The organism is Kribbella sp. NPDC055071, from assembly GCF_053608045.1.
In genome coordinates, this window is the sequence record NZ_JBSGUS010000006.1 from 287787 (window position 1) to 304581 (window position 16795).

Consider the following 16795-nt stretch of genomic DNA (forward strand, 5'->3'; position numbering starts at 1 on the left):
TAACTGTGCCGCGCCAATCCCCGCGGCCACCGGTGGGCGACCGCGGGGCTGACGCCGCTAAAGCTTGATACCTCAGCGGGTCCGATACGCGTCGTACACAGTTTGCGTGGTCGCGTTGCCGGCCGCGTCCGTCGCCGTGGATCTCAGTGCGATCGACTTGGCGTGTGGTGTTGGGAAGACGACCTTGCCGCGGCTGACTCTGGTTGAGTGCCAGGTCGCCCCGTCGTCGTCGGAGTATTGGACGTCCAGCTTGGTGATACGACCACCGTTTACGACGACATCCACGACGTTGAACCGCCCAGGATCCATCGTGTTGGTTCTATCGACGTCCGGACGGAATCCGACGGTGTAGATCGGGATGGCTCGCTGAGCACCGGATGACGTGAACCTGGCCGTCAGGTCCGTCTTGGTCGAGAAGAACGACGTTGACTGAGTTGTCGTGACGTTCAGTTTGTACGACGATTCGTCCGCAGGTAAGCCCGAGGCCGTGATCGTGCCCGAGGTCGGCGCAGCGGCCACCTGAACGCCGTCACGCCTCAGCACAGTGTTCGCCGACGTCAACGCGATGCCGCCAGAGTGGCCATAGGCATCTCCGTAGCCGGCAATCTGAAGGTTCATGGTGTCGCCGGTACGCTCGGCTGTGAGCACCTTAGGCCCGAAAACAACTGCATTCCATTGCTCGTGGTAAAGCCTGCCGGCACGGTACTGCTTGGCAGGAGCGTGGAAGGACCACCGGCCGAACGGGTTGTCCTCGGAGAATTCCGAGGTGTCCGCGAACCATCCCCCAGGCGCACGGTCGAGATAGTACCGAATCGTTCTCGGCGTATCGAGCACGATCCAGGGCACGAAGACGCCACTGACACCAGGGAGCCTCGGGCCTACCGAGATCATCGCGGGCTGATCTGTCGTCTTGTTGACCGTATGATCGACGATTGCGAGATCGCGCCGCTGAACCTTGCGGTCGAAGCCGGTGACGAACTCTCCCGGCTGATAGTCGGCGATCGCGTACATGTACGGCGAGTTCGTGAATCGCGGGAAGGTGTCCCCCTTGATGCCCCACTGCGACGTCACGTGCCCGGTCAACTCCGCGGCAGGCAGCTTCGGTCCTGTGCTCAAGGTGTACAGAGTGCCGAACCTGAAATTCTGCGGACCGGCAGCCAGCAAAGCTCGTCCATCTGGAGCGTTACGGTCATAACCAACGTCGGATTGTGCTTGCTCTGCACTGGGGTTCGGCACAGATGTGTTGACGACCTTGGCTTTCCGCGCGTCGAGTACGACAGTCTTGTCCGAGTTCAGCTTGATGCTGGGAGCTACCAAGTCGTAGAAGGCGAAGTCCTCCGGGGCCTGCTCGAACTCCATGAAGTGGTCGAGCAAGTACTCGCCCTTCGGGAGCTGAATCGATACCGTGCCGTTCTCGTCCAGGTTGTGCAGCTCGAAGCGGTCGTCGGCGACGCCGATCAGTAGCACCGGAAGGCCGTCGTCAGCAGGTCCGCCGTCCGGACGGACCGCCGACACAGTCAGCCGGTAGGACTCTCTCTGCTTGTCGACCCCGACCGGTACGACGATCCTCTGACCAGGGGCCGTTGCATCGATCCGTCCCGAATACAGGCCGTCCGGTCCGTCGTGCTTCGTATCTGAAGTCACCTTCACCGACGCCGCCCCGCCGGCCGGGACGGTTAGTGTGTCGCTGCTCAGGCGAAGGGCGCCGGTAGGTGCCGGCGTACCGGTGGGATCACCGAATGAAGTTGAGAGATCCAGGGTGACTTCCTCGCTGCCGAGGTTCCGGTAGGTCACGGTCTTGGACACTGGTTCGTCGTCGCTATGAGGGAACGGCGCAACACCGAACGACACACTGCTTTGGTCGGCGACCACAGACTGCTTGATTGCCCTCACAACGTCGACGCGACCAGCCCCTTGTTGGAAGGAGGTTTGATCAGCCGCAGCCTTCGCGGATCCCATCAACGCGCCCTTGACCTCATCAGGAGACCAAGAGGGATGCTCCTGCCGAAGAATCGCTGCCGCGCCGGCGACGTGCGGAGTGGCCATCGACGTACCGCTCAAGCGAAGGTACCTGTCGTCGACCGGGTCACCGATCGTTGAGTCCTTGGACTTCGCCGCGACGATACCAGTGCCTGGCGCGGTGATATCCGGTTTGACCGCACCGTCGCCAACGCGCGGGCCTCGGCTGGACGTGAGGTTCAACAGATCTTGCTTGGTGACGTTGCCCACAGTCAGGGCCTCATCGGCGCTACCCGGGGATTCGACGGTGCCGTCCCCCGGCCCGGAATTGCCGGCCGCGATCACGAACAACGTCCCGCTGTCCTTGGTCAGGCGATTCACCGCCTCCTCGAGCGGATCGAGGTCGGGCGTGTCCGGTCCACCAAGACTCAGGTTCACGATGTCGGCCTTGACCTCGTTCGCTGCCCACTCCATTCCGGCGAGGATCGCTGAGATCTCACAGCCCGACTGCTCGCACACTTTGCCGTCGTACAGCTTCGCGTCCGGAGCCACGCCCTTGTACTTACCGTTGGAGGCAGCTGCAGTCCCAGCGATGGTCGACGCTACGTGCGTTCCATGACCAACCAGGTCTTCGTTCGGTTCGGTGGTGAAATTCCGCTCGCCGATCACCTGGGTCGCGAGATCAGGATGGGTCGTGTCGATGCCGGTGTCGAGCACCGCAATCGACACACCTTTGCCCGTGTACCCCGCCTGCCACGCGACCGGCCCACCGATCTGCGGCACCGACTGATCCAGCGTCAGTTGCCGTTTGCCGTCCAACCAGATCTTGCGAATCCCAGAGCCCGACAGCGCCCAGGCTGAATCACCCAGAAACTTGGCCGCATTCTTCTTCTCGATCGTCATCGCAGCTCCGCCGATCGACGGCAGTTGTCTCGTCACGGTCGTGGCCGGGGGCAACGAATGCCTCGCGGACCCGGCGTAGGTCACCAAGATCGGGATCGTCTCCGTCGAGGCGTCGTCGTACCCGTCCTTGACCAGCTCTGCCACATCGAACAGCTGGCGATCAATCTGCCCACTCCCGACCTCCTTCGTGAGGTCCGCAGGAATCCAGTAGGCATGATCCTTCGTCCGATAGGTGGCGAACCCGATGCCATCCCTCCCCGGACCAGGCTCGACGGTTGCAGCGCCGAGGTCGCCGCCGCGTAGAACAATGCGATCGCCAGTGATCAGCGTGACGCGCAAGTCCTTCGCCGACGACGCCGTCGCGACCGGCTGTCGAGCGTCGACTGCTCCGGCCGGGCCAACAGATGCACTTGCAACGGCCAGAGCAGCGAAGCCATACAGCGCTCCACGCAAGGTCTTCCGATGTACTGCCACTCAGCGTCCTCCCCTTTATATTCGGATGTGCGGATTGATCTACTTGACCGTCGGCCCTATCTGCTGCGCCGGATAGTCAGATTTCTCGTCGAATACCAGTTGGTTATCGCCGTCGAAGCCCCTTACTGTCACGGTCACCGGGGGTTTGCCATCATCGTCGTCAGGCCACCCAGCTACGTAGAATCCGCCGGTCTTGCTCATCAGGGCCTCGCGTGGACGCGTCTCGCCTGCGACATCGAGAACGACTCTCCTGACATCGATCGGGACCTGAATTCCTTGCCCCTCCGACATCGTCAGCTTGTGGGGGTTGCCCTTATCGATCACGTACGTCGTGCTCGTGCGACCGACGGATCCGACGCCGTGCATCTGTCCCTTGAGACCGGCGGAACTGCAGGTTGCAGCGATCGATCGATCCGGAGACACGAAGATGGCCATAAAGGCGTCCCCACGGCCAGACTTGACGGCTAAGGTCCACCTCGCATCGAGCGGTCCAGCCTTGTCGAAACCGTTGGCTTTATAAGTTCTATTGAATTCGAGCGCCTCTGCGTCACCGGCGCGGCATCGCCGCAGAATCTCCGCATCCTTCACCGGACTGATGGGTGGAGCCGGGAGAGCCTGCACGCCGTCGAGAGGGTCGGCGGGGGAAGGACCGGCTACCTGGGGAGCCGATGTCTGTCTCGAGCTGCCGAATACAGATAGCGCCGGCCGCAGAGCGATACCTGCGACCACAGCGAGGACTACAGTTCCAGCGGCTATGATCCGCCGGCGCCGAACGGAGGTTCGGCCGCGTCGCAGGATCATCTCCGCCGAGACGGTCTGATCTCGGTCATCGTCATCCGCCGCCAGATTCAGCAACTTCTCGATATCGCTCATGTCGTGTTCCTTTCTGACACGGCCAACATTCCGCGGAGTTGCGCGAGGCCCCTGGACGTTTGGCTCTTCACTGAGCCGGCGCCGATCCCCAGCGCATCGGCCGTCTGTTCGATACTGAAGTCGGCGTAGTAGCGCAGCACCACACAGGCGCGCTGTCGCGCAGGCAACGCCGACAACGCCTGGACAACCACTGCGCGATTGTCGACAACTGCCACTGCGTCGTAGGGCTCCGTGACAACGATCGCATCCACTTCGCGAACCACTTCTCTACGCCACCGTCGCCGCGACTGGTCCAGCACGGCCGTGACGACTGCGCGGTGGGCATAACCCATCAGCCCTTCGCTGCGTCGCAGGTGTGACCACCGACGGTAGATCCTGACCAGCGCGTCTTGCACCGCGTCCTCGGCTTGGTGCCGATCGCCACACATCAGGTAGGCAGTCCTGCGCATGCGCCGAGCAGCCACCACCACGAACTCGGTGAACTCGGTTTCGTCGCGTCGCCGCATCCGGATTCCTCTCTCACTCTCACCGGAGGAAACGCATCGAACCTCCAGAAAGGTTGACGCCGCGGATGCTTTCTAGCGACCTTTCAGAGATTCACGTTCTCCGAGTCAGCCCTAGGCGCCGACCCCCGCGATCGGTTCAGGTGCACGGCTTTGGCCGGCAGTATTTGCAAGAGCCGAACGAGACCGTTCGAACGTAGTAGCCGTTGGAAGGCAAGCTCCAGCACAAACAGACGAGCGCTCACGTGATGAACGTCCGGATTGGACTTGGGGCCTGAACGGGCGACTCAGTAGGGCAGCTCCGTCTGCATCGCAGTACCTGTGACTGCGCGTTGGATGCATAACCGCCTAATGATGGTTGCCTGCGGCATCCATTGTCTTGAGCTGGAAATTCACCAGCGACCGGGTACAGAGGCCGCTCCCCGTCCGCAGGCCTGACCGGATTGGTCAGCCGAGCTAGCCCGGTGCTTGCCTCAACTTCAGCGCGTCCGGGCGGACAGCTGCAGTTCCGCCCCGAGGCCGACGGGGCGGCAAAGCCTGGCATCGGTCCTGTTCGTCAATCAGCCATCACGACCTCCCAGTCGTCAGTCGAGCTGACCGACTTGCCTGGATGCAAATACAACGGTGCGCCCCGGTAGGTCAATTGAACGTATCCGTCCGCGCGGACTACCGAGCCGACGTTGTTCCGGTCGAGACGCACGACTGACAACGCGGAGCCATCGACGACGACAGGACGCCAGCCGATGGAGCATTGGTCGTAGCAGGTGACCTCGGGTGGATTGGTGTGATCACTCAGGTGCCTGTAGACGACGCGTTTGTTGACCGCGACAACTTCCGTATGGTGCCCAGCGACAACCGTCTCCTGCCTTGTCAGGAGGGCCGAGCCGGGAGACACCTGGGTGGTTGGGTGGACCGTCGGCGGATTGTGGGGCGAGGTCAGAGGTACGGGCTGTTCGCCGGTGGTGCGTGGGCCGGCGCATGCAGAGGCTGCGATCAGAATGAGGGAGGCCCCGAGCCAGAGACGGGGGATCATTCGTGCACGCCGCGCTCGCTCTGCCCAATCGACCCCGCGAGCTCCGCAGGCTGGATCACGGTCACGGCATCTGCCAATCCTGATCACCTTCGTCGACGTCGAGGACAGCCTTGCCGTGGAGCCTGCGGCCCAGGAGTGCATCGGTGGCTTCCGCGTGCCGGCTCCAGTCGCCCCGCCAGCTCACTGCCGGATCCAACCGGCCGGCCACGACCTCGGCGGCAAGCCAGGTCAGATCAGCGGAGAAGTCGGTACAGCAATCGGCAAGCAGGTAGAAGTTCTCGATGCGTCGACCATGCCGCCCGCCAAGAGGGCGCAGCGATTCCGGCGGGAAGACGGAGTCGCCCTTCGACGCATTTCCGACGGAGATCAAGCGTCCGTTGGCCTCCAACGCGTCGTACCCCTCGACGAGCTGCTCTCCACCGACGTTGTCGAGTACGGCGTACACGGGCCGCTGGACCTTGGCAGGTGTGTCGACGACCTCGGTAGCACCGAGCATCCGCAACGCGTCAGCCTGAGCAGAGCTGCCGGTCACTGCGACCACCTCCGCACCGGAGCGCGCCGCAAGTTGGACGGCGTACCTCCCGACTCCGCCAGAGGCGCCCGTGATCATGACCCGGCGCCCGACGGTCTGACCCATCAACCGGAGCACGTGCAACGCGGTAAGCGCAGCGACGGGAATGGTGCTCACCACGCCAAGATCCGCACCGTCCGGCACGAGGCCGATCCAGCGAGTCGAGGCAGCGCGGTACTCCGCCCAGGCGCCGTCGTACCCGAGCGTGACGACACGTTCTCCGACTGCCGGGCCGCTGCCGTCGACGGCAGCCTCCACCACCACTCCGGCCGCGTCCCAGCCCAACACGCAACCATCCCGCATGTCCGGCTTCCGACTGAGTGCGACCTCGCCAAAGTTCAACGAGGTCGCCACCACCTTCACCACCGCTTCATCCAGTCCAGGGAACGGCAACGGGACGTCTCGTAGCTCGAGGTGGTCCGACGACGAGTGATCAACAACAAGCGCGCGCATAGGTGATACCTCTCCTCGATGGACGAACCCCGCGCAAGGGATACAGATATCTACGTGCTGTGGCTCACAACTAGTTCGCGGCGCAACACAGGCATCCTCCACCGCCTCGACCCGCTGGCCGATCCGACGCGACGCCACTCGGTCAATACGAACCAGCCCGTGGGCCGCGATTCGTCGGCTCATGCTCCACGACATTCTTGGAGACCGCCGGATGACCTATCCCATGATCGTGATCGAAAACTCCGTGTCTACCGGAGATCCGGTGTCGCTCGAATAGCACCTGACCCTGAATTTGCCGTTCACGAGGGCAGTTCCATTACAAACCGGGGTACTTGATGTTGGCGCGAACGCGGGTGTGACCTGGATGGCGGCGTGTACGCCGGCTGGCACTCCAACAAATGTGACGAAATATGGCTGTGCGTCATGCTCGACGAAAACATTCCCGGCCAAATTGAATTTGTCAACGACAGAACCATCGACGCCCACTTTGGCCCAAGCAACAAAGCCCGTAGGACCTGTCACCGGGGGGAGGTAGTAGCCCTGGACATCGATGTTGACATCCACCAGGCCGGCCGAATTGAAGATGGCGAGTTTGTGGCTGGTGCCTAGTTTGATGGTGGCGTGGTTGGCGATGATTTGGCCGGCGGTGTAGCTGACTGCACTGCTGACCGGCTTCGGCTCACCGCCGGGGAAGACCATCAGGTATCCCGACTTGCTGCCCTTGATCGCGGTCACGTTGATCGAAACCGCCGTCGCGTTCGGGGGCACGACCTGCCCGGGGAAGGTGATGAGTCGCGTCTCACCTGCCTTCAACTTCCCCGCCGACGACTGCTGCGTCGTCAGCACCCGCTGCGGTGTGATCGGCTGAAACGACCCTGGTCGCGGCTGCGCCACCGCTGCAGCGGTGGCGGCCGCCGCATCACGCTGTGGAAGCGCATCCGCGACCCCCAGACCGCCAACAGCAACTGCAGCCCCAGCTATCCCCACCACAAGACTTTGCAGCAGCGACCGAGCGCCCATATTCATCCTCCAGATATGTGTCCTGGTAGGAGTACGCAACCGCCGCACGGCCCGGATCGCCGTCTGGAAGCAGCGACCCGGAAACATGACTGACCTCGAGCTGCTCCTCGGCGGCAACCTACGGTCTCGCCCGCAGGCAGGATCTGTATCCGGCGGTTAGTCGATGGTGATGACGACCTTGCCCCTGACGTGGCCGGCCTCGACTATGTGCTGGCCGGCCGCGGTCTGATCAAGAGGGAAGGTCTTGTGGATGTTGACGTGGAGGGAACCGGCTTCGACCAATCGGGTGAGCTCGTTGAGTCGCTGAGTTGAGCGGTCGACGGCCACCTGGCGGATGCCGAGCTCGTCTGCGAGCGGATTGATTCCGACCGTAACGGCTCGGTCGCGGTCCTGGACGAGGTCGATCGAGGCTCTCAATGACTCATCGGTTGCTGCAGCGTCTATCACCGCATCTACTCCTCCAGGTGCTAGCTGGAGTAGCCCTTCAGTCAATCCGTCGCCGTAGATGACCGCGTCGGCGCCGAGCGAGTGCAGGTAGTCATGATTGTGTTCGCTGGCGGTCCCGATCACGGTGGCACCGATCGCGCGCGCCATCTGCACTGCCATGCTGCCTACGCCGCCTGAAGCAGCATGCACGAGCAGCTTCTCTCCCCGCTTGAGCTCGACCGCTTGCAGGGCGGTGTGCGCTGTCATACCAGCCCCAGCTAAACCGCCCGCTTCAGGCCACGCGAGCTCCTTCGGCTTCAGGACGAATTGGTCGACGGGCATCACGGCGTACTGCGCGAAGGCCATGCGATCGACCCAGCCCAAGACCTCATCGCCGAGACGCACTCCAGTGACGCAGTCGCCCACGGCCTCCACCACGCCGGCAAGTTCGTTCCCTAACTGCTGAGGAAATTCTGCGGGAACGAACCCCGCCATCTCGCCGCTACGGTAGTAGTTGTCAAACGGCTGTATACCCGCAGCTCTAACGCGGACCAGTATCTGCCGTGGGCCGGGCACGGGTGTCTCGACCTCGACGACGTGGAGCACCTCCGGCGCACCATACCGATCGAAAACCACGGCGCTGCTCACGAGGCTCTCCTTCCGTAGACCGGTAGCATCGAGTCCGACTCGAGCAAGCGTTACCAGGATGCTAGGCACGCAAGCGAACCGTAATTCCCGTATCCGCGCGTCCATCCACATCAGCGCAGATCACTCCGACAACTATGTCCTCACCGGATAGGTGTCCGGGAGGATTGACCGTGCAAGAAACTCCTACGAGGTTGCTGTCGACGTCCATATCAGACTCTTTTGCCGACGACCCCACAGACTTGAAGGTCACTCGGTATGAACCGGCTTCTACGCGGGCGAATCTTGGTGCAAGTCCATTTGATGTCCGGAAGCTTTCGACCGTTCCTAGCGAGGACACTCGGACCTGCCCGCTGTAGCCAATTTGGCCACCCGCCGGGGGGAGATAGTAGCCGTGGAGGTCGATGATGACGTCGATCGTGCCGGCCGAGTTGAAGATGGTGACTTTGCGGCCGGCGCCGAGTTTGATCGTGGCGAGGTTGTTGACGATCTGGCCGCCGGCGTAATTGACATTGGTGATGGCCGGCCTGAGGGTTCCAGTGGGATAGACGGTCAGATAACCAGTCCTGGCGGTACCGCGGATCGCGATCACGCCGAGCGTGACTGACGTAGCGTTGGCTGGGACACTGGCCGGCATCGTGATGGTGACCTCTTGATGGCCGGGCTTCAACTTCAGCGACGCCGATGTCTGGGTGTTCAGCAGCCGAGCCGGGTTCAACGGCTGAAATGACCCCGGCCCGACCGAGGCCGCCGGAGCAACAGCTGCCGCAGCCTGGGCCACGCTGCGCCCAGGCAACGCATCCGCGTAACTCAGACACCCGACCGCAACCAGGGCACCAATCAACGCCGCGACCGCGACCATCGTGATTCGGCTTCGCATACTGCCCTCCAGGTCTCCCGGCGACTCACCCTCTTAGGACTCATACGCACCTCGACGCCAGACCGGTTCCCCACGCGCCCGAGCCGCGCCGGTACCTCGTTGACCGCGTTCAACGAACCGACCGCCGCCCAGCCTGCGTAACGAATCGAGGCGAAGTAAACGTCACGAGGGAGCGCAGATGATGTCGACGGTCATCGCTGTCGAGTCCATGTTCGACGGCGCGAAGATGGTAGGTCCTTCTACGATCCATCTTGCGGACGGCAAGATCATCGACGTCCGGCCTCGAACCGCAGGAACCGAGGGCATCGGGGCCGAGGTAATAGACCTGGGTCCGCAGAGGTGTCTGTTGCCGGGGTTGATCGACTGCCATGTCCACCTGGCGTTCGATGCGGGCCTGGATCCTGTCGCAGATCTGATCGCCGCTGACGACAGCGAGCTGATGGAACGAATGCGTCGCTCGGCTTCAACTGCATTGGATGCTGGGATCACGACCGTTAGGGACCTCGGGGACCGCAACTATCTCGCCGTCGGACTCGCCAACGATCTGAAGGGCCGTCCAGCACACGGTCCTGAGGTCCTCGCAGCCGGCCCGCCGATCACCACGCCCGGAGGTCATTGCCACTTCCTCGGCGGGGAGACCAAGAGCTCAAGCACAGACCTCCGGACCGCCGTGCAGACTCGGCATGCGAAGGGCTGCACGGTGGTCAAGGTCATGGCGAGCGGCGGGAACATCACCCCGGGTTCGGTGCCACACAAACCGCAGTACGACGCTCAAGCACTGAGGACTGTCGTGGAAGAAGCCCATCGGCTCGGCTTGCCTGTAGCAGCTCACGTCCACAGCCCGGCCTCCATCGCAGACGCGATCGACGCCGGCGTCGACACTTTGGAGCACGTGACCTTCTGGACTGCCGATGGCCCTCGCCCGGACCGGGCACTCCTGTCATCTGTTGCCAATAGCAACATCTTCGTGAGTATGACACTCGGCATGCTTCCCGGCGCCGAACGACCTGCGTCTTTCGCCCAGCTCGACATCGTTGCCGAGGCGTATCGAGACCTTCGGAACGCGGGCGCAAGGCTCATCGTCGGTACGGATGCCGGGGTGAGCGCCCGGAAGCCACATAATATCCTCCCGTACGCTGTCGGCGAATTGCCGGCTATCGGTTGGTCGCCCCTTGAGGCGCTGAGCTCGGTCACCAGCCTGGCAGCAGACGCGTGCGGAGTTGGCCATCGAAAGGGCCGAATCCAGATCGGCTTCGACGCTGACTTCGTAGTCGTCGAGGGCGATCCTCTAGCCAACCTTGACGCTCTCCACCAGGTGCACATGGTTTTCAGAGACGGCTTTCAGGTCCGCTAAGCACGGCTGTTCGAGCAACCATCGGCTCCGGGATCCCAGGACTCGCCTACCTATTCGATGCCGCCTGCCGAGGTCTCAGGCAGGGCCCGAAAGATGGGCATTGGGTACCTACGACTCAGAGCCGACAGAGAGCAGAAGATAGCCCAGCGGCCACCTCCCGACGGACTGGGGAAACGATGCGAGACGACCATCTGCTCCGCGACATCCTCAGGGGAGTTCTTGAACGCCACGGCCGCACAGCCTTCCGCGTGGAGGCTCGAGAGTTCTGGACTTTCGTCAGATCGGATCGGCCCGAGCCGCCAACTCAAGGGTGGAAGCTGCACCTGTCGGCCACCATGCTTTCGGCGCCGATCGTCCTGTCGCGCGCCGCAGAGGTTCTCACCGCAGCAGGCACACTCTTCAAGTTCACGAGCCGTCTGACCAACCTATGGGACTTGCTGAGTCCCCAAGCCCCTCGTGGCTCCAGTGGAAAGTTCATCACTGTCTATCCAGACAACGACGACGAAGCGCGGCGACTGGCACTAGACCTCGACGTGGCAACGTACGGACTACCTGGACCGGCGATCCTGTCCGACCGTCAGTTGCGGCCAGGAAGTCTGGTCCACTACCGGTATGGCGCCTTCAGCGGTCACCGTGTCCTCGCCGACGAAGGCATCTACGATGCCTGGCTGGCTGACCCCGCCGGCGATCTGCTTCCTGACCTGCGACAGCCCCGCTTTGCACCGCCCGCCTTCGCCCCATCACTTTTCGACGAGCAGCCCTCTACCCGCGTCGTCACCTCCGTCCGACTGAGAGACAGATACCTGGTCCGCGAAGCCATCACGATCACGAACCGCGGCGGAATCTATGTCGCAGAAGACACCGAGACCAGCCAGCCTGTGGTGATCAAAGAGGGCAGACCTCACGTGGCATCGGATCTGACCGGGCTGGACGCACGGACTCGGATCTCGAGAGAACGAGACGCACTCGAAATCCTGGCACCGCTGGGGATCACCCCAGCTCTGATCGAATCCTTCGAACAGGGCGGACACCTGTTTGTCGTAGAGGAAATGGTCGCGGGCACCACGCTGCGCGACTGGATCGAACATCGAGCGGGTCCGCAGGGACTCGATGGCTTCGGCACGGCACCCGAGACCACCCGGACCGTTCTAAGGCGTCTGGTGAGTCTCTTGACCGACGTCCACTCGAAGAATCTCGTCGTCCGCGACCTGACACCGAACAACCTGATGGTTCTGCCTGACACGAGTCTCCGGCTCGTCGACCTCGAGCACTCAACAGCGCCCTCCCAACCGACAGTCATCGGCGGAACTGCAGGCTACGTATCGCCCGAAATGCTCGGACAGATCGGCGACGTACGACAGGCACCCGATCTCTCCCTGGATCTCTTCGGCTTGGGCGCAGTCAGCTGCTTCGTGGCAACGGGACACGACCTGGTGCGGGTGCCGGTCGATGGTCTAGGCGCACCGGATTGGTCCGGATTAGCTGAAGAGATCCGTCGTATGAGCATGAGCACGCCCGCCCTCGCGGCTGTTCTGCCGATGGTGCTGGGTCTCCTGGCGCCGCCGGCAACGCGATGGAACCTTCAGCAGTGCACCGACTACCTCCAGTCCAGCCGACCGGCCATCGCGATCTCGCGATCACCTGGGCAAACCAACGTCGCGTCTCTTGCTGGTGGATGTCTAGAGGAGATACTCGCGGCGTTTCGCAAGTCGTCGATTGATGATCGGCCGTGGCCGGTCGTGGATCAACCTAACGAGACCGACCCGTGCGCCGTGTGGACGGGCGCGGCAGGACAGATCGCAGTACTGACCGCCGTACAGCGGTACCGACCAAGCTCAACGCTGGAGACTGTCCTGCACTCGGCGATCGATTGGCTACGTCGACGCCTCGAGACGGAGGACCGTTGGCCGACAGGACTGTACTACGGGCGCAGCGGCTCGCTCCTAGCCCTGTACGACGCCGCCAAGGTACTGGACGACGAGAAGGCCAAGGCCTTCGCTCTCGACGCGGGCTCCCGGATCCCGACGTCGTCGGGGATCCCTGACATCACCCACGGCCTTGCTGGAGCGGCTGTGGCACTGCTGCGACTTGGCCTGCTGGATCGAGCCGAGGCGACACTCGAGAGTCTGCTGGCAGGCATCGTCCGCAGTCCGGCCGGCCCGGAGTGGCCGACCTCGTCACCTTCGTCCCCTCGGCTAGCCGGCACCAGCCATTACGGATTCGCCCACGGAATTGCGGGCATCGGCACGGCCCTGCAGTACGGCGGTATCCTCCTCCAACGCCCTGACTGGCTCACGGTCGTTGACGAGATCGCAGGGATACTCATCTCGGATGCCGAGGTCGACGGCGACACGGTGTGGTGGCCGATCGACAGGCACGACCGAACCAGCACCCGACCACGAAGTCCGCACTGGTGCTCGGGATCCTCAGGAATCGGAAGCTTCCTCGTCCGGTTCTGGCGTCGGACGGGCGACAGTGCAGCGCTCGACCTTGCCGTCAAAGCTGCCACAGCCGCGTATCGCACGCGGTTCATTTCAGGCAACGAGACTTGCCACGGTCTCCCGGGCAACGGGGACTTCCTGCTGGACATGGCCGGCCTTACCGGCAACATCCGCTTTGCGGAACAAGCCACCGATATCGCCACGGTTCTCGCACGGCGGGCAGTACACCGCGGAGGTCGGGCGGTTCTCCTCACGGCTGCCGGAAAGATCGACACCGCGTATCTGAACGGCCTCGCGGGAGTGCTTGGATTCCTGACACGGCTGGCCTCTGATTCGTCCCGCCTCTGGATGGTCGACGATCTCGTCGACCATCCAACCGCGGGCGCCGCAATCAACCCAGACATAAGGGGGAGGTGAGCAACAATGTCCACTGAAATCGACGACCTGCAGACTCTGCCGGAACGTCAGCCGACCGACAACGGCCAAGGCCGCATCTCGGCGTGCACCCGCATCGGCTGCACCGTGAACTGAGTCCATGGGTGGTGTGCGCCTTTAGGGAGCGCACACCACTCCACATGAGACTAGTGCCAACAGATGCCACGGCTAATTGAGCCGACACTACCTATTCGTTCGCGAGATCTCGACCAGAGTCGGGAAGAAGTCCAGATCGGCAAAGGTTTGTCTCGAAGGTCGCTGGAGGGTCGCGACCGTCCGCCCACCGCTAGTGGTCTTGGCGAAGAACAGCCCGGCCAGCTGGTTCCGGAACGTGAAATGGTTACCGGTCCCAGTGTTCTCTTTGAACTTCTGACTGGATGATGCGTCGCAGTCCGCGCTGACCAAGCCGACTCCGATGAGCTTGTCCGGCAAGTCCGAGATCCTGACGTTCTGTTTGTTGCGTGGGATGTCGACACATTGTCCGGTCGCACGGTTGCGCAGGACAATGAAGCCCTTCTCACCACTGGGGACTCTGTCCCACTGCAAGATGCGGGGAGTGTTCGGATCGCCGGCCGTTGCCCCGCTGAACTGGCCTCCCTCTTCGAATGCCTTCACGAATCGGATTTGGCCGCTGGACGAGGGCGCGAACTGAACCGCATCCCCCAGGGCGAAATTTCCGTTCGTCCAGGTCTCGAACCGCGGGCTGTCGGCCGTCGAGGCCGTAGTGGCTGCTTCGGCCGTTGAGGCAACCGAGGCCGTCAGCACTGCCATTGCTCCGACGGCGACGGCCGCCCATGCCCTCGAGAACGTTCTAACTGACATGACCTTGCCCTTCTCCAGTTGGTTGATTCACCTCTACTACGAGGGGTCGCGCATGCCTGGATCAGTCGCCTTGCCAGGCGGCGCTGCAGGGTTCGACACGCGGGTCGAACAGAACCGGCCGAGAGTCCTGCCTCGTATCCCTTTGGGGGATCAACGGTTCCGCCAGGTCCAAGGGACCTCAGTCGCAATGGGTTCAAGGAGATACATGAAGAAGCAACTAGTCGCAGGTGCCTTGATGACGTTGGCAATCCTCGGCACGGCGTCCTGTGGCGGCGAGAAGACCGCCAGCAGCCCAACCGGACAGAACACCGGGCCATCAACGAGTGAACCCAGCAACAGCGGCGAACCCGAGGTGCCGATTGCTCCTTCGGAGCCCCTGCCCACACCGACGGTGAAGCCAGGAAAGATTCATCTGGCCGTCCGCGATGCGCAGGTCAAGGGTACGGCGGCGCAGATCGTCACCATCAACGGTTGGACTGCCTACCGTTTCGAAGGCGACGATCCCAAGCACCCCAAGGTGACATGCGACTACGACTGCCTCTACAGCTGGCCCGGCGCTCTGACCGACGGATCGCCGGTCGAGGTCGAAGGCATCGACAAGTCCCTGGTGAGTACCGTTCCTCGCGAGGACGGCCTGGTCCAGGTAACCCTCGCCGGGTGGCCCCTCTATCGATTCAGGGAAGACAAAGCCCCCGCTGACACCAACGGCGAAGGCATCGTCGGCCGATGGTCCGTGATCAAACCCGACGGCAAGCCCGTAATCAAGAAGTGAGCCGACCGTAGAAAGACGTCAACCGACCCGGCGACATGTACGTCGCCGGGTCGGTCAACATTTCGCACCGCATCTCACCCCACCTTCCTGGCAGCACGCAGACGTAGCCGCCACGCCGCCGGCAGCGGCTCTATGCGCCGAATGGCGGTGTTCTACCGCACGACATCGGCGGAAAGAGAGTGACGATGTTATTTGTTGTCGCACTGACGGCAGTCCAGTACAGCGGGTCCTCCTCCACAGCGGATGAATCCCTCGCTGCTCGCGGATTGTCGCCTAATTCATCAATTGAATACTGAAGCCATTACTGCCACTGGGCTCTCTGGTACAGCTGACCGCTATAAGCAGACCAAGTTGGACAATATCGGCATCTGGTGGCGTGACAGCACAATCGAAGGTGGCAGTCTTTCCCAATACCGTGAACTGCACATTTGCTACCGAAGACTTTACCCCGGGGAAGACAAATTGCCAATGAGTCGGGTCCGGTTGCTGCCAAAGAACCGGAGCCAAGCCCGTCGAGGCATAGCTGGCCGGTGTACCACCGAAACTTGTAAGCCAGCCGAGGTAGCCCTTGGGTCCGGTTGTTGGTGGGTTGTGGTAGCCGTGGAGATCGACGACGACGTCGACGGCTCCGGCCGAGTTGAAGATTGTGACTTTGCGCCCGGCTCCGAGTCTTACTGTCGCGAGGTTGTTGACGACCTGGCCGCCGGCGTAGTTGACATAGGTGATGGCAGGTTTGCTCGTACCGGTGGGGTAGGCGGTCAGGTAGCCGGTCCTGGCCGTGCCGTGGACCGCGATGATGCCGAGGCTGACGGTGGTGGCGCTCGCCGGGACGCTGGCCGGCATCGTAATGGTGATCTCTTGATGGCCCGGCTTCAGCTTCAACGAAGCGGACTTCTGGGTGTTGAGCAGTCTGGTCGGGTTCAGAGGCTGGAAAGGCCCAGGCCAACCGCGGGTGCCGCAGCAGTAGCTACGGTTGCGGCCGTACCTCGACCCGGCAGCGCGTCTGCATAAGACAGGCAACCGACCGCAACCAGCGCACCTATCAGCGCCGAGACCGCGGCCATTGTGATCCGATTTCGCATACCGCGTCTCCTAGCATCCGGGGAACCACTCGCTCCCGAGTAGTACGCAACCTCACGCAGAACCGGTTCTGAAGAGACGTCGAGTCAGGCAGCGACACGGCCGCTCGTGGGCCACAGGAAGACTAGGTCCAATGGGCGGATGCGCAAGA

13 protein-coding genes are annotated in these 16795 nt (G+C 62.7%); 3 read left to right on the forward strand and 10 right to left on the reverse strand.

Annotated features, from left to right (window positions below; genetic code table 11):
• Nucleotides 1-72: 72 nt before the first annotated feature.
• The 8 genes from ACWF4Z_RS13400 to ACWF4Z_RS13435 form a co-directional block, all read right to left on the reverse strand.
• Nucleotides 73-3336, reverse strand: coding sequence for a S8 family peptidase (locus ACWF4Z_RS13400; RefSeq protein WP_452243277.1), 3264 nt, complete (start codon nt 3334-3336; stop codon nt 73-75).
• A gap of 39 nt (nt 3337-3375) precedes the next feature.
• Entirely contained in the window at nt 3376-4209 is an 834-nt protein-coding gene (locus tag ACWF4Z_RS13405) for a hypothetical protein (RefSeq protein ID WP_452243278.1), read from the reverse strand.
• A complete protein-coding gene (locus ACWF4Z_RS13410; RefSeq protein ID WP_452243279.1) occupies nt 4206-4715 on the reverse strand; it encodes a SigE family RNA polymerase sigma factor in 510 nt (169 codons plus the stop codon). The genes ACWF4Z_RS13405 and ACWF4Z_RS13410 overlap by 4 nt, the downstream gene beginning before the upstream one ends.
• Nucleotides 4716-5268: 553 nt before the next feature.
• On the reverse strand, nt 5269-5745 hold the full coding sequence (locus ACWF4Z_RS13415; protein ID WP_452243280.1) for a hypothetical protein: 477 nt from the start codon (nt 5743-5745) through the stop codon (nt 5269-5271).
• Between the two features lie 61 nt (nt 5746-5806).
• Nucleotides 5807-6769: a zinc-binding dehydrogenase gene (locus ACWF4Z_RS13420; protein WP_452243281.1), complete on the reverse strand. Its 963-nt coding sequence runs from the start codon at nt 6767-6769 to the stop codon at nt 5807-5809.
• Between the two features lie 216 nt (nt 6770-6985).
• Nucleotides 6986-7789, reverse strand: coding sequence for a hypothetical protein (locus tag ACWF4Z_RS13425; RefSeq protein ID WP_452243282.1), 804 nt, complete (start codon nt 7787-7789; stop codon nt 6986-6988).
• Nucleotides 7790-7945: 156 nt separating this feature from the next.
• The gene (locus tag ACWF4Z_RS13430; protein ID WP_452243283.1) at nt 7946-8863 is read right to left on the reverse strand and encodes an NADP-dependent oxidoreductase; all 918 of its coding nucleotides are present in this window, start codon (nt 8861-8863) and stop codon (nt 7946-7948) included.
• A gap of 61 nt (nt 8864-8924) precedes the next feature.
• Nucleotides 8925-9740 (reverse strand): hypothetical protein, encoded by an 816-nt coding sequence (locus tag ACWF4Z_RS13435; RefSeq protein WP_452243284.1) that lies wholly within the window; start codon nt 9738-9740, stop codon nt 8925-8927.
• Nucleotides 9741-9918: 178 nt separating this feature from the next.
• Between ACWF4Z_RS13435 and ACWF4Z_RS13440 the strand changes: the two genes are divergently transcribed.
• The gene (locus ACWF4Z_RS13440) at nt 9919-11094 is read left to right on the forward strand and encodes an amidohydrolase family protein (RefSeq protein WP_452243285.1); all 1176 of its coding nucleotides are present in this window, start codon (nt 9919-9921) and stop codon (nt 11092-11094) included.
• Between the two features lie 176 nt (nt 11095-11270).
• Nucleotides 11271-13952: a class IV lanthionine synthetase LanL gene (gene lanL, locus ACWF4Z_RS13445; protein ID WP_452243286.1), complete on the forward strand. Its 2682-nt coding sequence runs from the start codon at nt 11271-11273 to the stop codon at nt 13950-13952.
• Nucleotides 13953-14153: 201 nt separating this feature from the next.
• Here lanL and ACWF4Z_RS13450 read toward each other — a convergent pair whose 3' ends face one another.
• On the reverse strand, nt 14154-14792 hold the full coding sequence (locus tag ACWF4Z_RS13450) for an RICIN domain-containing protein (protein WP_452243287.1): 639 nt from the start codon (nt 14790-14792) through the stop codon (nt 14154-14156).
• Nucleotides 14793-15033: 241 nt separating this feature from the next.
• Between ACWF4Z_RS13450 and ACWF4Z_RS13455 the strand changes: the two genes are divergently transcribed.
• Nucleotides 15034-15564, forward strand: coding sequence for a COG4315 family predicted lipoprotein (locus tag ACWF4Z_RS13455; RefSeq protein ID WP_452243288.1), 531 nt, complete (start codon nt 15034-15036; stop codon nt 15562-15564).
• A 273-nt stretch (nt 15565-15837) separates the two neighbouring features.
• On the opposite strand, the gene ACWF4Z_RS13460 is transcribed toward ACWF4Z_RS13455, so the two are convergent.
• Nucleotides 15838-16446: a hypothetical protein gene (locus tag ACWF4Z_RS13460; RefSeq protein WP_452243289.1), complete on the reverse strand. Its 609-nt coding sequence runs from the start codon at nt 16444-16446 to the stop codon at nt 15838-15840.
• Between the last annotated feature and the right edge of the window lie 349 nt (nt 16447-16795).